The 22,406-nt window shown below is 42.8% G+C and carries 14 protein-coding genes; 10 read left to right on the top strand and 4 right to left on the bottom strand.

The annotated features are described in order from the left end of the window. Nucleotides 1–34 precede the first annotated feature (34 nt). Nucleotides 35–1,648: a carboxylesterase family protein gene (locus NST25_RS26435; protein ID WP_339188498.1), complete on the bottom strand. Its 1,614-nt coding sequence runs from the start codon at nucleotides 1,646–1,648 to the stop codon at nucleotides 35–37. Between the two features lie 134 nt (nucleotides 1,649–1,782). Between NST25_RS26435 and NST25_RS26430 the strand changes: the two genes are divergently transcribed. Then, nucleotides 1,783–2,694, top strand: a complete 912-nt coding sequence (locus NST25_RS26430; protein ID WP_076302381.1) for a LysR family transcriptional regulator — start codon at nucleotides 1,783–1,785, stop codon at nucleotides 2,692–2,694. A gap of 20 nt (nucleotides 2,695–2,714) precedes the next feature. Here NST25_RS26430 and NST25_RS26425 read toward each other — a convergent pair whose 3' ends face one another. Both NST25_RS26425 and NST25_RS26420 read right to left on the bottom strand, forming a co-directional pair. Then, nucleotides 2,715–3,308, bottom strand: a complete 594-nt coding sequence (locus tag NST25_RS26425; protein WP_076098816.1) for a YdeI family protein — start codon at nucleotides 3,306–3,308, stop codon at nucleotides 2,715–2,717. Between the two features lie 89 nt (nucleotides 3,309–3,397). After that, on the bottom strand, nucleotides 3,398–4,366 hold the full coding sequence (locus tag NST25_RS26420; protein ID WP_339188496.1) for a LacI family DNA-binding transcriptional regulator: 969 nt from the start codon (nucleotides 4,364–4,366) through the stop codon (nucleotides 3,398–3,400). 112 nt (nucleotides 4,367–4,478) lie between these two features. Here NST25_RS26420 and ascB point away from each other — a divergent pair, with 112 nt between their 5' ends. The 8 genes from ascB (at nucleotide 4,479) to NST25_RS26380 (ending at nucleotide 20,137) form a co-directional block, all read left to right on the top strand. After that, on the top strand, nucleotides 4,479–5,891 hold the full coding sequence (gene ascB / locus NST25_RS26415; protein WP_076220000.1) for a 6-phospho-beta-glucosidase: 1,413 nt from the start codon (nucleotides 4,479–4,481) through the stop codon (nucleotides 5,889–5,891). A gap of 282 nt (nucleotides 5,892–6,173) precedes the next feature. Then, on the top strand, nucleotides 6,174–8,018 hold the full coding sequence (locus NST25_RS26410; RefSeq protein WP_076302384.1) for a beta-glucoside-specific PTS transporter subunit IIABC: 1,845 nt from the start codon (nucleotides 6,174–6,176) through the stop codon (nucleotides 8,016–8,018). A gap of 129 nt (nucleotides 8,019–8,147) precedes the next feature. Beyond that, nucleotides 8,148–8,987, top strand: a complete 840-nt coding sequence (locus NST25_RS26405; RefSeq protein WP_076144575.1) for a PRD domain-containing protein — start codon at nucleotides 8,148–8,150, stop codon at nucleotides 8,985–8,987. A 149-nt stretch (nucleotides 8,988–9,136) separates the two neighbouring features. Then, the gene (locus NST25_RS26400) at nucleotides 9,137–10,159 is read left to right on the top strand and encodes an iron-siderophore ABC transporter substrate-binding protein (RefSeq protein ID WP_076130322.1); all 1,023 of its coding nucleotides are present in this window, start codon (nucleotides 9,137–9,139) and stop codon (nucleotides 10,157–10,159) included. An 8-nt stretch (nucleotides 10,160–10,167) separates the two neighbouring features. Then, complete coding sequence (locus NST25_RS26395) at nucleotides 10,168–12,225, top strand: iron ABC transporter permease (RefSeq protein ID WP_076098846.1); 2,058 nt, start codon at nucleotides 10,168–10,170, stop codon at nucleotides 12,223–12,225. A 545-nt stretch (nucleotides 12,226–12,770) separates the two neighbouring features. Next, complete coding sequence (locus tag NST25_RS26390; protein ID WP_076280127.1) at nucleotides 12,771–14,843, top strand: penicillin-binding transpeptidase domain-containing protein; 2,073 nt, start codon at nucleotides 12,771–12,773, stop codon at nucleotides 14,841–14,843. Nucleotides 14,844–15,022: 179 nt separating this feature from the next. Then, complete coding sequence (locus tag NST25_RS26385) at nucleotides 15,023–17,692, top strand: copper amine oxidase N-terminal domain-containing protein (RefSeq protein WP_339188487.1); 2,670 nt, start codon at nucleotides 15,023–15,025, stop codon at nucleotides 17,690–17,692. A 198-nt stretch (nucleotides 17,693–17,890) separates the two neighbouring features. Further along, nucleotides 17,891–20,137, top strand: coding sequence for an AraC family transcriptional regulator (locus NST25_RS26380; RefSeq protein ID WP_036685428.1), 2,247 nt, complete (start codon nucleotides 17,891–17,893; stop codon nucleotides 20,135–20,137). A 64-nt stretch (nucleotides 20,138–20,201) separates the two neighbouring features. On the opposite strand, the gene NST25_RS26375 is transcribed toward NST25_RS26380, so the two are convergent. Then, a complete protein-coding gene (locus NST25_RS26375; protein WP_076130456.1) occupies nucleotides 20,202–21,086 on the bottom strand; it encodes a carbohydrate ABC transporter permease in 885 nt (294 codons plus the stop codon). 275 nt (nucleotides 21,087–21,361) lie between these two features. Between NST25_RS26375 and NST25_RS26370 the strand changes: the two genes are divergently transcribed. Continuing rightward, nucleotides 21,362–22,327, top strand: a complete 966-nt coding sequence (locus tag NST25_RS26370) for an ABC transporter permease subunit (protein ID WP_305953707.1) — start codon at nucleotides 21,362–21,364, stop codon at nucleotides 22,325–22,327. Nucleotides 22,328–22,406: the final 79 nt, after the last annotated feature.

The raw sequence follows: 22,406 nt of genomic DNA, 5'->3' as shown, positions 1-22,406 counted from the left end.
TCCTTCCTCTACGTGAATTTTACAATCATTTATCTTACCAGAAAAAACGTCCCGCAAATAAATTGTTTTTTAGCCAATTGCGCTGTTCTGCTGCTAAACGGGGATCATTGTCCATTTGGGACAGGATATCTTTTTTTACAAGTTTGCAGACGGATTGAACAATAGTTTGATCCTGGCTAGCATCTAACCAGAGAATTTCCGCAGACCGGGGATTAGGGGTGTATCGTTGCCAAGCAGGTTGTCCCTCAGCATTAGGATTACCGGTATATAGGAAATGCCGTAAATAGTCCCTCATTAGGGAAGAGAGCATGTTACGCCCAGGCTCGTTATGCTCGGAAATTACATCCGCAGGAAATCTTTCCTGGACACTGGAAAAGTCACCTGTATAGAAGGGGATGTCTGCACCATGCGGGGCACCCATAAGAAAACGGATATAAGGATCGATCACTCCGTCTCTTAACCCCCAGGCGAAGCGGTAAGCATAGATGGGCATCTCCGGAATCGCACTTAATAATATCTCTGTAGTCTGCTCTACATTAAATTCTGCATACAGATCGCTCCCATATTGGACTGCAGCTTCATAGAGCTTCTTTTCTTCCAGATTTCCAGCTAACTCTTCCTTTTGCACTAGGGAGAAGAAATGAGTATCCCATAAAGTGAACTCGGAGAATTCGCTGGCAGTGCTGCCAAGGATGATCGGCAGGGAAGGGTGATCGCGGTTATTTAGATTGTCGAAGCCACCAATAGGAATGACCGTGCCATCTTCGATCAAATGGGGAAAAGCAGCCATCTGAAGCCCCGTCTCACGAATGATTTCGACAAAGTGAAAGGCATTCTGACGATATAGGAAGGCGGAAATCTTATCCGCAGATTGTGTGGAAATCCATTCTCTTGCCTCATCTTGAGTGCTGACCATTCCTGTTTTTATTAATAACTCTGTTAAAATGTCATCTGCTTTTTCTTCGCTTTGCTCCGTAACAGCCGTTGTTAAACCTCCGCTCATAATAAAAAGCTTATGAAAGAGCCCTCTGCCCAGCGGTGAAAGGTAAGCAGCTAATGCATTTCTTGCACCTGCAGACTGGCCCCCTAATGTTATGTTCCCTGGATTTCCCCCAAAGCAAACAATGTTATTGTGCAGCCACTTTAGCGCATGAAGAACATCGAGGAGACCGTAATTTCCTGAGTCATCCAAGGGGTCCCCGGTTCGGAGTGAGGGATGCCGGAAAAATCCCATTGCTCCTAAACGGTAATTCACTGTAACCACTATACTATTTGTCTTACACGCCAATTCTCCACCTTGAAAATCCCGTCCCGAACCCCCAATATTTCCGCCGCCGTGGAGGAAGACGAATACGGGTAAGCCTGCCTCGGCATGATCCGGTCGCCAAATATTCAAAAAGAGGCAATCTTCACTGCCGCCAGGTTCCCCTTGAATGAATTGGACACTGCTATTATTAAAATGGCATGCAGGCAATACACCTGTCCAAGGTTCTATCTCACGCGGTGCTTTCCATCTGAGCTTATCTATGGGAGGTTCCGCATAAGGAATCCCTAACCATGCGATCGCCCCAAGTTCTGGCAGACGTATGCCCTTAAGCTGACCACTGGAGACTGTAATAATTTCTTCCATGGGTTCTCGTGTGCTCATTTATAGTTCCCCTTTCTCCTGCAGATTCTTATGTATTTTTAATTCTCTTTATTATAGTGTTCTGCTATGATGATGAAAAATATATTATTATATATAAAATACATAACTCTAAGGTTATAGAAGAGGTGGTTTCGTTGGATTTACTTTCGCTTCGGTACTTTCAAACGGTTGCAAAGCTTGAGAATATGACCCTGGCAGCCGAAATACTCCAAATCTCACAGCCTGCTATTAGTAAAATGATCAAAAATCTTGAGGGCGAATTAAACGTCAAATTGTTTGATCGCACAGGAAAATACATTCGATTAAATGAATATGGAAAGCGGTTTCTTGTGAAAGTTGATTTAGCCCTACAAACGTTAGAGGAGGGGAAAACAGAGCTATTGGACTTGTCTGAGCGACCGACAGGAACTGTAGTGATTTTTATCCAAGCGGGTTCCTATTTGCTTCCGGATATGATCACATTATTTCGTCAGAAGTACCCGGAAGCTCAATTCAAGCTATTGCAGCAGGATCAGGAGATCTCACGTTATCCGGCTTTTGATTTGTGTATTTCTTCTACTCCGCTCAAGATTCCAGGAACAGTGTCCACACCGGTATTAACGGAAGAAATCCTGCTGGCGGTTCCTAATGAGCACAGGCTCGCAACCCGTAAAAGTGTACGTCTGAATGAACTCGCGGAAGACGGTTTTATCAGTTTGAAAATAGGCAAGCAGCTGCGCGAAACGACGGATTCTCTCTGTCACGCCGCCGGATTTGCTCCGCGTATCATTTATGAATGCGATGAGCCTTCGATGGTACGCAGTCTAGTCCGTTCGGGACTAGGGGTTTCTTTTATCCCCGCTGTAACTTGGGGGGGTTCTCAAGGATCCTCTGTTGTGCTTCTTCCCATTGAAGAACCCATAAGTACCCGCACCATTGAAATCTCATGGTATACCAACCGGTACATGACTAATGTCGCTAAAAAGTTCAAGGCCTTTGTTGAGGATTATTACAAGCAGTTAGAAGAAGAGAAATTAAAAAATGAGTCAACTAACCCTAAGGCTTAATTGACTCATTGTCAGCAACGCTAATCATTTAATCCCTTACCCTCAAGGATTTGCGGGATGAATTTTTCAATTCGGGATACGCGGGTTTTGGATTGTTTCGCTTGAGAAAAATGATAAATATATGCGTTTTGCCGTCCAGGCGTTAAGGCTTCAAAAGCAGTTTTTAAGCCAGGAAGTTCAGCGAATTTAGTCTGAAGCTCTTCAGGAATGAGGTAATCCTCTTTCTTTTTTAATTCGACTTCCAAACCCGCTTTTTCAACTTCTATGGCATTTTGAATGTAGGCTTTCAGAACAGCTTCCATTTCAACGATTTGTTGCACATTCGTAAACCGAATTTGGCGCGCTGCCTGCACATTTTCTGTTTGTTGAATTAGAATCCCATTGGGATCCTGTAACAAGGCACCTTTGTGAAAGAGAAGCGCACAATATTCTTTAAATCCATGAATTAATACTATGTTTTTATCATCAAATGTGTAACATGGATGCATCCACTTATAATCTTCGGTCAGCCCGCAATCAAGCACGATCGTTCTCAACTGCTCATATTCTTCCCGCCATTGTTTCGCTTTACTTAAGAATTTATCAACCCTAGGATTCAATACATTATTTGTCATAAAAAACACCTATCTTCATCAAAATTTTCAATACAATTTTACTGTTTTTTTATGGAATGTACAGTCGGAATCTTCTGAGAATGGGCAACCTATGTTGTCTCCCGTTCGATCAGTTGGAACGATAGGGGCTGCAGCTCCATATCCAGTCCAAGCAGGGTTGGAGCCAGCAGAAGAAAGGCGTTCTCCGCCTGTCCCGCAATCGGATTCCGAACAGTGGTAATTCCGAGCGTCTGCGACAGCTCCGAATTATCAAAACCAACGATGGCTAGATCACGGGGCACATCCAGCTGCTGTCTACGTGCTTCGCTCAGAACGCCCACCGCCACCAAATCATTGGAGCACAGAATAGCATCCGGCTGATCGGGTTGTCCAATTAGGGTTCGCACCAATTGCTCTCCGTCACGGATTCCATAAATCGTGGAGTAATACCATTTCTCAACGATGGGAAGATTATATTTGGTCATGATTTGCTCATAAGCTAGTCGTCTACTCTGGGTATTTATGCTGCTTGGGCGGCCAAAAGCATTAGCGATACGCGTATAACCCCGCTCTATCAAATGCTCTAGAGCGAGTGCATATCCATCATATTGGTTCATGGCAACTGACGGTATTTCAGGATGGTCCATGCGTTGCCAAGACACAATCGGGCCGTATTTGCAGTAGGAAGTTATGACATTTTTATCGTTAACAGCGGTCAGAATAAGCAGAGCGTCGACTCTTTTTTGTTTGAGATCCTCGAAGGCCTGAAGTTCCTTTTGTTTATCACCGCCGGTGGTATAAATAATCGTCTGATACCCGTAACGGCCGGAAATTTCGACGAAGCTGTTCATGAAGCACAAAATAAGCTCGTTGAGGTCTAAGGTAATCATGCCGATTTGCTGGGTTTGGCCTTTGGATAAAGATATGGCATTCCGATTGGGAACATAGTCCGTCTCTTTCATAATGGCGAGAATTTTCTCCCTAGTTTCCTTGCTGACATGGGGAGAATCGTTCAGGACTCGGGATACCGTAGCTTTGGAAAAGCCCGACAGGTTAGCAATTTCGTCAAGTGTGGACATCGGCTTATCTCCTTTGCAAGATTAATCCTTGACATGTAACGCGTTCCAAGGTTTAGGATTCGGATTAGAGCAGTAAACCTATACTATCACAATAGCAAAGGCGGGAAGAAATATGAACTTACAATTTCCAGAAGGATTCCTATGGGGTGGGGCTGTAGCCGCTAACCAGCTTGAAGGGGCATATCAGGATGATGGCAAAGGCTGGTCTACCCAAGATGTCATGCCGCATGGCATTAAGTCTGCGCCTACAGAAGTTCCTACCGACGATAACATGAAGTTGATTGGTATCGATTTCTATCACCGATATAAAGAAGATATTAAGCTGTTTGCGGAAATGGGCTTTAAAGTATTCCGGACGTCTATTGCCTGGTCCCGGATTTTCCCGAAAGGGGACGAGCTGGAGCCGAATGAACAGGGCTTGCAGTTCTACGACGACCTGTTCGACGAGTGTCATAAATACGGCATCGAACCGCTAGTTACGATCTCCCATTATGAGACCCCGCTGCATTTGGCACGAGAGTATGATGGATGGGTTAACCGTAAGATGGTGGAATTTTACGAGCGTTATGTGAGAACGATCTTTAATCGTTACAAGAACAAGGTCAAATACTGGCTGACCTTTAATGAGATCAATTCTATCCTAGAGTTCCCATTTATGAGTGGCGGAATAAATACTCCATTGGAAAAATTGAGTAAGCAGGATCTGTATCAGGCCATTCACCATGAGTTCATTGCAAGTGCTTTGGCGGTAAAAATCGGTCATGAGATCAATCCTGATTTCAAAATAGGCTGCATGGTGCTGAGCATGCCAATTTATCCGCTCACTCCGCATCCGGACGACTTGATCAAGGCGATGCAAAGTGATCACAAAAATATGTTTTTTGCGGATGTTCATAGCAGAGGTTATTATCCAGGCTATATGAAACGGTTCTTTAAGGAAAATGGAATTCACATTCATTTCGAGCCAGGGGACGAGGAAATTCTAAAGCATACCGTGGATTTCATATCGTTCAGTTACTATATGAGCACATGTGAAACGGCTGATCCGGAGAAACAGATCAGAGGAGAAGGAAACCTGCTGGGCGGGGTACCGAATCCGTATCTGGAAGCGAGCGAATGGGGTTGGCAGATCGATCCGCAGGGCTTGCGTTATGTGATGAATATGTTCTATGACCGATACCAAAAACCGCTGTTTATCGTGGAAAATGGCCTTGGCGCCGTCGATCAGCTGGTTGTAGACGGGAACGGTGAGAAGATCGTAAACGATGATTACCGGATCAATTATTTGCAAGATCATTTGGTTCAAGTAGCGGAAGCTATTGCTGATGGCGTAGAAGTTATGGGATACACAAGCTGGGGCTGCATTGACTTGGTTAGCGCAACAAGCGCCGAGCTGAAGAAACGTTATGGTTTCATTTATGTAGATCGTCATGATGATGGTTCAGGTACACTGGAGAGATACCGTAAGAAGTCCTTCCACTGGTACAAAGAAGTAATTGAATCCAACGGACAAAGCCTGTTCTAAAAAAAAAGTCCTGATAATCAAGTTATTCTTGATTTATCAGGGTCTTTTTTTGTTATCCAATATTATACAGGCTCTGGTTTATTGTTGACATCATTAATTGAACATGTTAATTTGTAAATAATAAATTAATCGGATATCAGGATTGCTACTGCATAGCAGGCAAAACCTAAGTTTCATTTATGATTACGGGGATAATCTCTCTCGTACATAGATGTGATTTAGGTTTTTTTGTGTTCCCTGATATCGGTGATTAATTGATCTGTTACAAAGGGGTGTATAAAAATGAGTTATGAACAGCTAAGTAAAGACATTATCCAATCTGTCGGTGGGGAGAAAAATATTAACAATGTGATTCATTGTGCCACGCGACTAAGATTCACACTTAACGATGAGCAAAAAGCTGATAAAGAAAATTTGGAAAAAATGAAAGGGATTATTGGGGTAGTTAGCAAAGGGGGACAGTTTCAAGTTATAGTGGGTACCCATGTTGCTGATGTGTATAAAGAAATTGCCAAATCCATATCCCCTAACAGTGACTCTGGCGAGAACAAGGTAAAGAAACCTATAGGGACTCTGATTTTTGATGTTATTTCTAGAAGCTTTTCGCCTCTGATTGGTGCTTTAGCAGGTGCGGGTATGTTGAAAGCGCTATTAACCGTACTTGCATCGTTACATGTTCTAAGTGCGGATAGTGAAACTTACAAAGTATTAGCCGGCGCTAGTAATGCTGTGTTTTATTTTCTACCCATTTTCTTAGGAATTACGTTATCGATTAGGCTGGGTGTTAATGCTTATGTGGGTGGTAGTATCGGTGCGGCTTTACTTGAACCTAATATTACGGGATTAGCAAGTGTTGAATCTCCACATTTTTTAGGTATTCCTTTAGTAATTTCGGACTATTCATCAAGCGTGTTTCCGATTTTTATCGCCATCTGTATATACGCTTTATTGGATAAGCAGCTAAGAAAGTTTATACACAAGGATTTGCAGATGTTCTTGGTCCCTATGCTATGTTTGATTGTGATTGTTCCGTTAACTATTTTGGCTTTCGGACCGTTTGGCGTGAATGTAGGGAATTTAATTGGAGACGCTATTTTGTTCCTCAGTACGAAAAGCGGTATTGTTACAGGGGCAATTGTGGGAATAGCTTGGACGTATTTGACTGTACTCGGATTGCACTGGGGACTTGTGCCAATTATTCTTGAGAACATTGCTAAGGGTGGAGATCCGATATATGCAATGGCCGGCATGGCCATCTTCGCGCAGCTGGGTGTGGCGTTGGGTATCTTCCTGAAAACAAAGGACAAACAGTTGAAAACATTGGCCGGCAGTACATTTATACCAGGCGCGCTTTCAGGTGTAACAGAACCTATTATTTACGGTTTGCTGACTCGTTACAAACGGACTTTCATTTATGTAACCATTGCCGGCGGTGTAGGTGGAGCACTTAGTGGTCTTTTCAAAGTGAAGATGGAAGTCTTCGCATTTGTGAGCGTATTAAGTCTTCCCGCATTCTCTCCGCTGGTCGTTCAAGCGATTATAGCAGGTGTGACCATTGTATTGGCTATGGTAATTACCATGGTATTTGGTTATGAAGATAAAAAGAAAGTGAATATTGTAGAAGAAAAAACGAATACTGAAAAAAGCGAGGTTATCCTCCCTCACGCCGTTAAAAGTTCAACCGTTGTAAGCCCTCTGGCTGGTAACGTAATCCCGTTAACCTCAGTAGATGATGCTGCCTTTGCTTCTGAAGCAATGGGCAAGGGGATTGCAATTGAACCCACAGAAGGTAAGCTTTATTCACCGGTAAGTGGAGTTGTATCCACTATTTTCAGAACAGGTCATTGTATTGCGGTAGTATCGGATGAGGGTGTTGAGGTCTTGATTCATATCGGTATAGAAACCGTGAAGCTAAAAGGTAAATACTTTGATGTGAAGGTGCAAGAAGGAGCAACCGTTAAACAGGGTGATCTATTGATTGAGTTTGATTTTGAACAAATAAAAAATGAAGGTTATCAATGCACAACACCGATAATTATTACCAATACGGCTAATTATAGTGATGTGATTGGTACCAATAAAACAGTTATTACACCGGGCGAAGATTTGCTGACTGTTGTAGTGTGATCTATTGAAGAGTCATAAGGTATGAATGGAATCGATCTCTTAGTACTGCTACTTAGAGATCGATTTTTTATTATAGAATACTATAAAAAAGTGCTAGCTTCGTAAGATGAAAAGGTAAGGAGCTGTAATATGCGGATCGAAAAAGTGTTAAACAACAATGTTGTTACTGTCATAGATGACCAAAATTTTGAACTAGTAGTTATGGGAAGAGGACTGGCCTTTAAGAAAAAACGTGGAGACTTTTTAGAAGAAGATAAAATTGAAAAGATATTCACTTTAAGTAATCAAAAACTTTCAGATAAGCTAAAAACGCTGCTTTCCGAGATTCCAATCGAGCACATGGAGCTCTCAGAAGAGATTATTAACTTCGCCAAACTGCAGCTCGGTAAAATGCTGGATGACAGTATTTATGTTAGTCTGACAGATCATATCAGTTTTGCGCTGGAGAGATTCTCAAAAGGGATGAAGATTAAAAACGCCATGCTTTGGGAAATCAAAAAATTCTATAAAGAAGAATATGAGGTTGGGAAAGCTGCGCTTCAAATTATACATTCCAAGCTCGGAGTCAGACTTCCCGAAGATGAGGCCGGACATATTGCGCTCCATCTGGTGAATGCAGAACTAAATGAAGAGATGCCTAACATGGTGAATATCACCAAGATCATGAACGACATCCTAAATATCGTGAAGCGCCATTTCAGGCTAGAGTACGACGAGGAGTCCCTTGCTTATTACCGTTTTATCACTCATTTGAAATTTTTTGCACAACGTCTCATCAACGGTACTCCACCTCCTGATAATGAGAATGGCTTATTTATTTTGGTAAAGCAGCAGTATAAGGAAGCTTTCGCAAGCGTCGAGAAAATTAAAATCTATATTGATAAAACATATAATCGGGAGTTAACAAATGATGAAATGCTGTATCTGACCATACACATTGAAAGAATTACAAACCAGATCATGGAGTAGGGACGGTTAAGCATTAAATTTTAACTTTGACTTTCGGGAGAATCGCGTATAAGATTACTAATATGTTTTCTGTGATAATCATTATCAATAGATTGATAACGGTTATCATGGAATCAACTTCGAACGTTGAATCCAGGGGGATAAAGCAAATGCACAAAAGGTTAATTAGTTTATTTATGGTTATTGCTATTATATTGGTCGTATCAGGCTGTGGTACTAACCAAAAGAACAATTCAACATCGAACGCGGGAGCAACTGATAAACCAGCTGCTGAAAACGCGGGCAGTGAATCTACAAGCGGTCCTATTGTATTAAAGGATTCTAAAGGTGAGATTACGCTGGACAAACCTGCGCAAAGAGTTGTGGTATTGGAATGGACCTTTACGGAGGATGTTATTGCACTGGGAGTGCAGCCAGTAGGTAACGCAGATAACGAAAACTATAAGCTGTATGTGACTTCTGAAGCACCACTTGATGCAAACGTGACTGATGTTGGTTCCCGTGACGAGCCAGATCTGGAGACAATTGCTTCATTAAAGCCTGATCTGATTATTGCCAATACGGGTGGGCATGAAGGAATCTATGATCAACTTAAAAGTATCGCTCCAACATTGATTTTCGGCTTGTATCCGAATGAAGGAGAAGGTAATCAGTACACACTGATGGAAGATACTTTCAAAACAATTGCAGCGGCAGTAGGTAAAACAGCAGAAGCCGATAAGGTTCTTGCTGATTTGGATGCACATTATGCAGATGCAAAAGCAAAGCTGGCTGATGCAGGCAAAGAAGGCTTGAACTATGTACTGACACAAGCATACAGCTACCAGAATGCAGCAACGATGCGTCTTTTTACAGATAATTCACTTGCGGTACAAACTTTGGATCGGATCGGTCTGAAAAACGACTGGAAACCTGAAAATTTCGAAGTTTACGGATTCAGCACCTCTACAGTTGAAGCATTGCCTGCGGTTCAGGATACAAATCTGATCTATATCGTCCAAGAGGATGATAATATTTTCACGAAAGAACTGAAGGATAATTCCGTTTGGAATGGCCTTAACTTTGTGAAAGAGAATCGCACCTTCGGATTGAGCAGTACTACTTGGGTGTTCGGCGGTCCGATCTCCTCCAAAGTTATCGTGGATGAAGTTGTAAATACATTAACGAAATGAGTGCGGTTATGAACGAAAAGAGTAGCAAAGAAGCCTCTATCGGCATGAACTGGCGGATCATTGGAATATTTGGGGGCGGCTTTGCCGTCCTCTTCATTCTGTTCGTTTTAAGTTTGGGCTTTGGGGAAGCCAAGATCCCTGCAGCTACTGTAATAGATGGCTTGCTGAATCGCCAAGATATAATGGAACATAATCTGCTCTGGGATATCCGCATGCCACGTACAGTTATTGGTCTGCTGGCCGGGGCTGCTCTGGCTGTGGCTGGGGCATTATTGCAAACTATAACGAAGAACCCGCTTGCTTCCTCAGATACACTTGGGATTAATGCCGGGGCATACTTTATGGTCGTGCTTGGTATGGTAGCTTTTCCTGCTTTGCAGCATGAGTTTCCATTTTTGTTGGCAGTTGCAGGGGGACTGCTTGCTGCTTTAGCCGCTTATTTATTGAGTGGAGGCAAGGCGGCCACACCTGTTCGGCTGGCTTTGTCAGGTATGATCGTCTCCATGGTGCTCGGAGCGTTTACATCGGCCATACATATTTTTAAAAGAACAGAAACACAAAATCTGTTTTTATGGGGTTCAGGTTCCCTAATCCAGTTGGATTGGGACGGTGTTATATATGCCTGGCCTTTTGTCGTAGTGCTGCTATTGGCAGCGATATTTGCCGGCAGACAATTTGATGCGCTGGAGCTCGATGAGTCAACCGCTCGTTCACTTGGACAGCGAGTAGGGTTAATTCGGGCGACAGGACTTGGCCTATCGGTATTAATGGCTGCGGTTGTAGTCAGCGTGGTCGGACCGATTGGCTTCGTCGGCTTAGTGGCTCCCCATCTTGTCCGGCTTAGTGGAATTCGCAAGCATCGCCTGCTCATTCCTGCAAGCGCGTTGTGGGGAGCCTTGCTCATCACGGCAGCGGATACGCTAGCGCGTGTAGTGCGAAGCAGTGTGGGTGAAATGCCTGTTGGTGCAGTTATGGCGATTATTGGAGCCCCGTGGCTCATTTGGCTGGTACTCACCAAGATGAAAAATATATCGGGCTCAGGCGCTGGCCAATCATCGATGAGTATCGGTGGGGCGGGACTGCGTCTGCGCTTTGTGCCGACGGCTATAGTTATGACTGTGCTGCTGATTGCTATTATCCTGGTAAGCTTATCATTTGGGGGAACAAAAATACCGATCAGCGAATTGCTGAGCAGTCTGTTCCATAGGGGGGATCAATCCTATTCCGTCCTGCTGAATTTACGGCTTCCCCGTACACTCGTAGCGGCTGCAGGAGGGATCGCACTTGCAATCAGTGGTGTACTGATTCAGAGTGCTGTTCGAAATCCACTGGCAGATGCCTCTATTATTGGTGTGACCTCAGGGGCTGGCTTTGGTGCTTTGGCCGTAATGACCGTTTGGCCAGCATTGACGGTATTTGCAGTTCCGCTTGCCGCAATCGTGGGTGGGGCACTGGCTGCAGCTTTTGTCTTTTTTATGGCCTGGCGCAGGTCCTTGAATCCATCGGTTCTGATCTTGCTTGGAATTGCAGTTTCTGCTATTGCCTCTGCCGGAATCCAGGTCATGATCGTCAAAGGAAGTTTATGGAGCAGTAGCTCCTTAATTTGGTTAACGGGTTCGACTTATGGACGAAGCTGGAATCAATTTTACATCCTATTTGCATTCCTGCTTGTACTTGTTCCGATTGCATACTATTTGGGCCGAAAATGCGATTTGTTGGCATTTGGTGACGAGAGTTCAACAGGATTGGGCTTGCCGGTTCGAGGAACGCGGCTTTGGGCTATGATTATCGGCGTTTTGCTTGCAGCGGGAGCCGTTGCAAGTGTGGGAACAATTGGCTTTCTCGGACTCATGGCGCCGCATGCGGTGCGGATGATGATTGGTCATCATACGAGACGCTCGATTGTTTTGTCAGGATTACTTGGCGGCTTGATGCTCGTCATTGCCGATACGCTCGGAAGAACCATAATGGCGCCGAAAGAAATCCCTTCAGGCCTTATTATTATGCTGATTGGGGCTCCGTATTTCTTGTTTTTAATGTACCGGTCACAGGTTAGAAAAGTGTAGATTTTGTTATAAGAAAAAATCAGGGGGTGCCCCATCAGCCGTAAAATGGCTGCTGGGCACCCCCTGATTAATTAGAGCTTGCTCCATCAAGAACGCCTCAAACATCGTTTCATCTGTTTAAAATTCCCCTTCCTTACGCTACAGCTATCGGACACAGATGACCTTAAACGCAGCTTTATTTCGCATTTGAAGTGACAACGGACCGCATAGTCGCTATTGGCATGAAAAGCACCCGATTTGCCCTTCTTCCTATGAAATAACGTCATTGGAGTCCGAAACCAAGCTCCAAAGGCTAAAAATGCGCATATAACGTCATCTGATTCCGTAGGCCTCAACGAATGATGACAATTTATTGGTGCAGGCCACCAACGCCCATAAACAAAAAGCAGCGATTCTCCCATACCGGGGAAAGCTGCTTTTTTAATTGGATATTATCGATTTGTGAACAATTATTTAACTATTATTCTTAATTTTGTATATTTCCATTTGCTAGTTTATACTTTAATCTTATGCTGTAGAATTTTGGAAATAAGGAGTGGGATTATGTGAGGCTCTTCGACAGAAAAGGTGTACAAGACGACAGCAAAACTATTAACAACTCTGGCGAATTAAGAATCAACATTTTTTTCTTTAGCACTTTTATTATTTTTTGTGTGATTATCCTACGCCTTGCGGTCTTGCAATTTGTCGAAGGACCTACGTTATCTGAAGCTGAGGCTAATCGGGATACGAAAATAGTGGCATTATCGGCATTGAGAGGGAATATCCTCGCTGCTGATGGTGAGAAATTGGCATACTCAACGCCCGTTCAATCTTTGTACCTTACTTTGGATAAGGAATATACCGCAACAAAAACAGATAAAACTACGAAAAAAGTTACCTTAACTGCTGAGGCAAATAATAAATCAAAGGCGCTCGCCAGCAAGTTAGCAGAAGCCTTCGAAACTTATGGTGATCCTAATGAGAAAAAACTAACCACAGAAGAGATCCTTGAGTCTATGGATTTATATTCAAAAAAACTCTCTGGTTATGTAGCGAGAAGAATTAAATCAGGTTTAACTAAGAAAGAAATCGCTTATTTTTTAGAACACAAAAACGAATATCCAAACCTTGAAGTGATAGAGGAAAGCAGCAGGCATTATGATACCGATACGGTGGCTGTACAAGCTGTTGGCTACGTGAAATTTTTCAAATCCTCTACTAGTTTAGATCTTTATAAGGATGTACTTCAGGCGATGAAAAATAATCAGCACCCTGGACTTAACTATAAAGAGGATGAGCTAGTAGGCTTTGATGGCTTGGAGCTGCAATACCAGAAGGAGCTTCGGGGACAGAATGGTTATAAGGAAGTTTCTGTAGATCCGCAGAATATGGCAGAAAAAATTGTGAGTATTGAACCCCCGGTCAAAGGAAGCACTATCTGGACGACCCTTAATAAAAAAATTCAGCTGAAGACCGAAGAAGCCATTAAAGATCAGATTCAGTGGTTGCATTCACACACCGTTCAGGGAGAAACACATCCTGATGCTCTAACAGGTTACGCTGTAGCCATGGAAGTGGATACAGGTAATGTTATTGCTATGGCAAGTATGCCTGACTATGATACCAACAGCTGGGCTACGGGTTCGATCTCTCCAGAGGTGTATAAAAAAATTGAAAAGCATTACCAAAATGGAACAATAACTCCATACTCATCGGGAAGATCAGGGCATAATTTTGAATCTACTGTGCTGCTCGGTTCGACCATAAAACCATTGAGTGTGTTAATTGGCTTAAAAGAGGGCTTTATAAGTACTTCTTCTACCTATCAAGATAAAGGGATCACCTCATTTGGTAGAGAAGGACATGAGACTAATGTAAGGAACTCATCCAATCATGTATACGGCTCTTTGTATCCTTATACAGCCATTGAAAAATCTTCAAACGTATATATGGTTGATATGATCGGGAAAAAATTGTATGACAAATACAAGTCTAAGGGCATTGGGGTATGGGACACATATATGAAAGAATTCGGTCTAGGTGTTCCAACAGGGATAGGTTTACCAAGGGAATACTTGGGTGATCTGAATTATAAAGCTGAAGCTAAAGCGGGTTCAGTTCAGTCGGCACTTGTTTATGCTTCTTTTGGGCAGCAGGGACGTTATACCGTTCTTCAGTTGGCGCAATATGCGGCTACACTAGCCAATGAAGGGCAACGAATCAAACCACAGCTAGTAAGCAAGATCACGGACTCCAAAGGTAAAGTTATCAAAGAATTCAAACGGGAAGTGCTTGATGAAGTGACTACTTTCGATAAATCCTATTGGCGGGAGATAAAGAAAGGGATGAACAGTGACGTTAAAAGTGCCTTCGGAGATTTCCCCTATGATTTTGCGCGTAAAACAGGAACTTCACAACAGACGGATAGTAAAAACATAAACCGTGATAACGGAGTGTTTATAGCTTTTGCACCACGTGAAAATCCAAAACTTGCTGTAGCTGTAGTTATTCCTGAAGGCGGATTTGGATCTAGCAGTGCAGCACCTGTAGCGAGAAAAATTTTTGATGCTTATGATTGGGAGTACGGATTGGATGGAATTCCGAAGAAAAATGTGGATAAAAGTATCAGCGAATAACACAAAGGAGAGAGCGCACACTGCGCTTTCTTTTTCTTTTTACAGAGTGGTTTGTGGCGGATCGAAGGAACGGGTTCCAGATTAAAATATTGTAACCATAAAGCGTGAAACTTTTATCCTAGTAGGAGCGTCAAAAGGTTAGGAAAAAAATGTATTCGTCATTCCAGGAGGGTGAATCTGTGAAGAAGTTATGGATTTCTATTTTAGTGGGCTTATTAGTTTTGCCGATGATGTTTCAATCTTCAGTGAAAGCTGCTACTGCGCCCATCAGCATTTTTATTGACGGGGTTCGATTGTCCACAGATCAAGCACCGGTGATGGTAAATGGACGGACGATGGTACCCCTACGGGCAATCTTTGAAGCCTTTAATGCTACCATCAAGTGGAATCAGAAAACACAAACTGTAACTGCAACTAAAGATGATACAACGATTATGTTAAAGATTGGCTCAAAGACAGCCACGATTAACAATAAAGCTGTAACTCTAGATGTGCCGGGACAGAATTTGAAAGGAAGAACGATGGTTCCTACACGGTTTGTAAGTGAGTCATTGGGTCATGATGTGGGTTGGAATCCGAGCACCAAAGTAGTGACCATAACGACTTCCGGCGGTAAAACTGGAACTGTAAATCCGGCATCGAATGTGCAGTTAAAGGATGTAAGTGATAACGGTGACGGCCGTGATCTCCAGGTCAGCTTCACCCAATCTTCTAATGAAGCTCTTGTGGATCATTACCGGGTAATGATTGTAAAGGCTTGGAGCACTTTTAATATCTCATCTGCACAAAAGGTTACATCCGCCAATTATTCTACTGTTTTAGCTACAGGCACTAATCCTACGATTAGAATGACCGCAAATTCAAGGGATGTGGATGGTGACCTCATTAAAGGTAATCAAACCTATGTAGCTTATGTTTTCGCAGTGGGCAAAGGCAATAATACCAGCGCTCTCTCGTATAGTTCTTCGACTATATCGCTTAATACTAATACTGTAGTCGTTGCTCCAAGTAATGTACAAGTAAGTGATGTGAGCGATTATAGTGATGGCCGCGATTTAGCCGTAAGTTTTAATAAGGTATCGGATGAATCCAAGGTGAGTTCTTACCGGATATTTGTAGTCAAAGCTACTAATTATTCTTCTTTTAATTTGGCGGCAGCAAATGCTGTTAGCAGTTCAAATTACACACAGGTCAACAAAACAGGCTCCAATATCACTCAGATCCTATCGTCAGGAGCGAGGGATGTAGATGGAGCCCTCATTAAGACGGGAGTTGGTTACCGTGTGTTTGTTATGGGTGTAGATAGTGGCAGTAATACAGCCAATAATTTATTGTCTGCTGCTTCATCTGCGATTACGCTGTCCTCGGTCAATGTCTCTAATTTAAGTGTAAGCGACGTTAGTGACTTTGGAGATGGCCGTGATTTAAAAGTATCCTTTAACCACGCTACAGATGAAACGTATATTAGCCAGTACCGAATTCTAGTTGTGCCTACAGCTTATTCCAACAACTTTAGTTTATCTGAGGCGAATAATGTCTCCAGCTCTTACTACACAACGGTGAGCACAACAGGATCTAGCACCAGTCAAGTGTTAGCCTCGTCAGCAAGAGACGTGCGTGGTAATTTGATTAAGAATGGAACACCTTACAGAGTGTATGTGTTAACGATTGGAAGCGGGAAGAATTTGGGCACCAACATTCTCTCAACGGAGTCAACATTAATTACGTTGGTTGTCGACTACAATGTGAGTGCTGTCTACAATTTGGATGTAAGCGACGTAAATGATTATGATGATGGCCGTGATTTAAGAGTATCCTTTGACCACGCTACGAATGAAACGTATATTAGCCAGTATCGCATCCTGGTTGTACCTACTTCCTATTACAGCAGCTTCAGTTTATCTGACGCCAATAATGTGTACAGTTCCAACTACACAGCAGTGAGCACAACAGGATCCAGCACCAATCAAGTGTTAACCTCGTCATCAAGGGACGTGCGCGGTAACCTGATAAAGAGTGGAATCAATTACAGAGTATATGTATTAACCGTCGGAAGCGGGAATTACTCGGGCAGCAATGTTCTTTCTTCTGGTTCACCTTTAATTACGTTGAATGTAGATTACAAATTGGCTCCTATTTCGAGCTTGGATGTAAGGGACGTTAATGATTACGAAGACGGCAGGGATTTAAAAGTATCCTTTAACCATGCCACGGATGAAACGTACATTAGCCAGTATCGAATCCTGATTGTACCTACTTCCTATTACAGCAGCTTTAGTTTAACCCAGGCAAATGCGGTTTCTAGCTCCAATTACACAGCGGTAGGCACTTCAGGAAATAACACCAGTCAAGTCTTGGATTCTTCAGCCAGAGATGTAAACGGAAATTTAATAAAGAGTGGAATCAGTTACAGAGTGTATGTGTTGACGATTGGCAGCGGCAAGTACTCAGGCACTAATGTGTTGTCCTCAGAGTCGAATGCCATAACTTTATCCACTAAGCTGCCGGTAACCTCTGTCACCAATGTAACGTACAGTGTGGATGAGGGTAAAATACTAGTAAGTTTCAACCGTTCCTCTAACGAGTCTAACATTTCGGAATATCGAATTCTGGTGGTTCCGTCCAAACAAGGTTTTGGTTCAGCGGAAGCAATTGAGGTGAAATCCTCGTATTATACGTCGATAACGCCTAACGGAACGAATCCTACAATTGTAGCCTCGAGAAGAGATGTTAATGGTGCATTAATTGTTAAGGGTGTTAAATATAAAGTATATGTTCTTGCGGTAGCCAATAATAATGGCGTGCAGAGTGGTGGTCTTTCGGATTCAACGGAAGAGATTGAAATATAAGGATAGGGAATAAAATCATTATAATATAAGGCAAAAAACCTTCATTGAGCACTGGGCTTGATGAAGCGCTTTTTGCCTTGTTTTTTTGTTTTCTATTTTTTATAAAAATAGGGTTGCGATTATACACATTTAAAACATTTGGTTTAACCTATTGGAAGCGCTATAATTGAAAATAATTACATGCTTAAGGAGTCTATCATGAAAAGAGGCAGGATATTCTACAAGATTTTTGTTCCTATTCTGGTGCTGGGAATTGGCCTGGTTATTAGCTTCGGTGGCTATATTTATCTGACGACGATTAATTCGGTAAATGAAAGAGTAGCGGATGATAAACAGAGTTTAATTACTCAAATTAAAAACACCTTGGAACAGAAAATTCAGACCATCGAATACGCTTTTAATACTTACAGTACCACCAGTTCCTTCAGGGAGGTCGTGCAAAATCCGATCACCGAGCAGGATTTTGAGAAGTATCGCGAGATTAATTCCCAGCTTAACTACATTGCCAGCATGGGGATGGATTTTGTTAATTATTCTCTAATCAGTTTGGAGCAGAAATGGCAGATTTCCAATGGTAAGCTTTCACATTTAACGGAAGAAGAGAGCAGGACACTTTATGAGAGCTATATTAATAACCGTAGCCGGGGGTTGTTTTGGGTTAAGACGGATAAGGGTATCCGCTTTGTAAATACCCTGCCGGTATTCTCACAGACCAAACAGGCGATTGCCTTATCTGATATATCCCTTCAGACCTTGCAGAGCACCCTTCAGACCGAAGGAAACACACCGGTGTTTATTCTTAACCGGGAGGGTGAGCTTTTATATGAGTCGGAAACTGGAAAGTCCCTGCTGACTAATAATCAACTTAGCCATATCACTAATGTTGCTGGAGGCGGGGGGCAATTGGGGACGATTGCCATGGAGCGGGCTGATCACCAATCGATAAAAGCTATTTATGCTAAATCTTCTTATAATAATTGGATTTACGTAACTATTTTGGATAAATCAGAAATTTCTGATGCACTAAAGACAACCCGATTTGGGATTGTGATGATGGTACTGCTTATTACGTTGTTGATTGCGGTAGTCGCTTATGTGATCTCTTTGTATTTCACCAAGCCATTCCGGCAGATTCAGCGCCGATTATTGCCTGCCAATGCGGAGCTAGAGCCTAAGAATGAGGTAGACTGGATTATTAATTCGATTGATACCATCTTATCGGAGAAAGAAAGCCTAGAGGGTCTGATTGAGTCTGAGATGCCTAAGTTGGAAACTCAGTTTATTCTAAATCTGTTTCGTAGCCGGATATCCCAAGAAGAGCTTAATCTGGGTTTGCCTCGTTTCGGTTATGAGCTGTCACAGAATTCGGTGTATGCAACGCTGCTAATACAGCTGGATAACTATGGGGAACGGCAGGCTAGCGATAAGGATCTTCTGCTTGTAGCGGTTAACAAACTGGTGGAAGAGCTAATTCCGCAGGAGAAGCGGATGATTCCTATCCTATTAAATGACCGTACACAAGCAACCATCCTGATCTTTGAGGGAGCGAATGAACAGGAGAACCGGAGAATAGCACTGGACTATGCCAAGACAATTATTCGAACAGCTAGAGAGATCCTGAAACTATCCATTAGCGTTGGAATCAGCAATTTTTATGATAATTTATTGTTTAGTAGGGAAGCTTGCGAGATGAGTAAGCAGGCGCTGCATCATCGTTTAAATCTGGGCAAAGAGTCTATCATCTTCTATGAGGATATATCGAAGGTGATCTCGGGTCCAGTTCTACTGCATTATCCGTCTGAGTTTGAGTCCCAGTTATTTGACGCGATTCGGATTGGAGATGAAGAACAAGTCTCCTGTTCTCTGTATCCATTACTCGGGGAAATGATGAAGCACAGTAAGAACCCTTTGAATTTCGAAGTCACATTAATACGTTTCGTCAACAATCTGATTCAGTTGGAGCAGCTGCTGGGTGTAGAGGTTCTGCTGACAGAGGACAATTCTACGTTGTATCACCGATTGTTAGACATCCGTAATCCGGAAGAGATCGAACGCATTTTGGTCAAAGAAGTTATCCATCCGATGGTGACCAGCGTTAAGGAGAAGACAGACCGTCAGTTCCGCCTCTTATCCGATAAAATTGCGGTGATTGTCCGCTCGGAATTTGATCAGGACTTAACGCTAGAATTAATTGGTGATCGTCTCCATTACAGTCCGAACTATTTAAGCAGTATTTTCAAAAAAGAGTACGGGATGACGTTTAGCGAGTATCTGATGAACTATCGTCTGGAAATGGCTAAGAAGTGGCTGGTGGAAACGGATATGACCATTAAAGAGATTGCTGAAAGGCTGCAGTACCATAATCCACAGAACTTTATTCGATCCTTCCGTAAAAAAGAACATGTAACACCAGGTGCATACCGAACCCAGAAACAGGAGAAGTAAGGCGCTGAACACAAACAGCCAGCCCCGGGAGACCGGGGCTGGCTGTTTGTGCAGCTGCAATGTTTTAGCCTTTTACAGAACCCAGCAGGGCTCCTTTGGTGAAGTGTTTTTGTACGAAAGGATAGGCGAGCAGCATTGGAACGGTTGCGACTACGATAACCGCCATTTTGATGGTTTGAGCAGGTGGGATAATATCAACAGAAGCATTATCTCCCTGCATCCCGCTGGCGACGATAACAATTTGGCGCAGCAGGACTTGAATAGGCCACTTAGTGGAGTCTGTCATATATAAAATTGCACTCATATAAGTGTTCCAGTAAGCTACCCCGTAGAACAAGGAGAGGGTCGCGATAGATGGCATCGCCAGCGGAAGCATGATTTTGAAAAATACACCAAAATCATTAGAGCCGTCAATCTTGGCTGATTCCTCTAGCCCTTCCGGCAGCGCCTGGAAGAAGTTACGCATAATGATCAGGTTAAAAGCATTGATCGCAACAGGCATGATCATGGACCAGTAGGAATCGATTAATCCGAAATATTTAACTACCAGGAAAGTAGGGATCATTCCCCCGCTGAAGAGCATGGAGAACACGATTACGAAATTGATGAAATCTCTTCCGTATAGATATTTTCTAGATAATCCATAAGCCATTAAAGAGGTAAGAACCATACTGACAACTGTACCCACTAAGGTTACACCGATGGATACGCCAAGCCCTTTAAAAATAGTAGGCGTTGACAGTATATAACGGTAAGCATCCAAAGAGAATGTCGTCGGGAACAGGATGAAGCTTTTTTCTACTACCTCCTGTGTTGAAGCAAAGGAACTGGCAAACACATTGACAAAGGGTAAAAGACAGGCTAGGGCAATGAGTGTAAGCAGTGTGGTATTTACAATAGTAAACAGCCGGCTACCCATATTTTCTTTTTTAAAAGATGATTGCGACATGCAGATATCCTCCTTGTAATCGTTTCATTGAAACTTTAACAGGGGTCTGTTATTCCGTATATAATCATTAGCTTGGGCTTTGTTTTGGGAGGAAAAAGCGTGATAAGGCATAGATGATCTTTATGTATTGTAGTAATCACTATAAGATGCACGGGCCTGGAAAACCTTATAGCTGTAGGGTTCTCGGAGTATCAGTATCTGATGATTATATACGTAATGGACGAATGATCGTAATCTGGGAATCGTAAAGAAACGCGATCAAGGAGGCCGATCAGGTGAAAGAGGCAAACGTCACCATGCTGAACACGAAAGTTAATCCAGTAAGAAAAAAGCGAACGGGGCCTAGCTGGCTGAGTTTAAAAAGAAACAAGTTATTGTATCTAATGATACTCCCGGGATTTTTGTATTTTGTTATTTTTAAGTACCTGCCTATGGGCGGTCTTATCATTGCATTTCAGGACTATCAGCCGTTTCTGGGTATAGCGGATAGCCCGTGGGTAGGGTTTAAGCATTTCGTCCGATTGTTTACAGAACCTACCTTCTTTATGCTATTGAGTAATACACTTATCCTGTTTGCATTAAACATTTTTATTTTCTTCCCGCTACCTATTATAGTGGCGCTGATGCTTAACGAAGTTCAGCACAAGTTATTTAAGAGCACCATTCAAACGATTATTTATATCCCCCATTTCATGTCATGGGTTATCATCGTCTCCATTTCCTATGTATTTATGAATGTGGATGGAGGGGTGCTGAATGAGATGTTGGCGGCCCTTGGGATGCAGAAGATCAGCTTTTTGACTTCTCCTGAGTGGTTGCGTACCGTGTATATCGGACAGATCATTTGGAAAGAAATTGGTTGGTCAACCATTATTTATTTGGCAGCCATTACCGTAGTGGATACGCAGTTATATGAAGCAGCTGAGATGGATGGAGCGGCAAGATTACGCAAAACATGGCATATCACCTTGCCGGCGATTCGCCCAATCATTATTACCTTGCTTATTCTGAAGATTGGCCACACGCTGGATCTGGGCTTTGAGCATATGTACTTGCTGATCAATTCCTTGAACCGCGAAGTTGGAGAAATTTTCGATACCTATATCTATACAGCTGGTTTAAAGAACGGACAATTGAGTTTCAGTACCACAGTAGGTCTGTTCAAGGGTGTGGTTGGCTTGATTCTCGTTATGCTGTCGAACAAGTTAGCCAAAAAAATCGGCGAAGATGGTGTTTACTAGGCTTCATAGTATGCTGAATTCTTACCTCTGCCTTAAAGGCAGAGGTGGAAGATACAACACAAATACATTAGTAAAAGGG

Source organism: Paenibacillus sp. FSL E2-0190 (assembly GCF_037992965.1).
Taxonomy (GTDB): domain Bacteria; phylum Bacillota; class Bacilli; order Paenibacillales; family Paenibacillaceae; genus Paenibacillus_AQ; species Paenibacillus_AQ odorifer.
The sequence above is the reverse complement of the archived record's forward strand: the minus strand, read 5'-3'. Positions and strand labels throughout refer to the sequence as shown.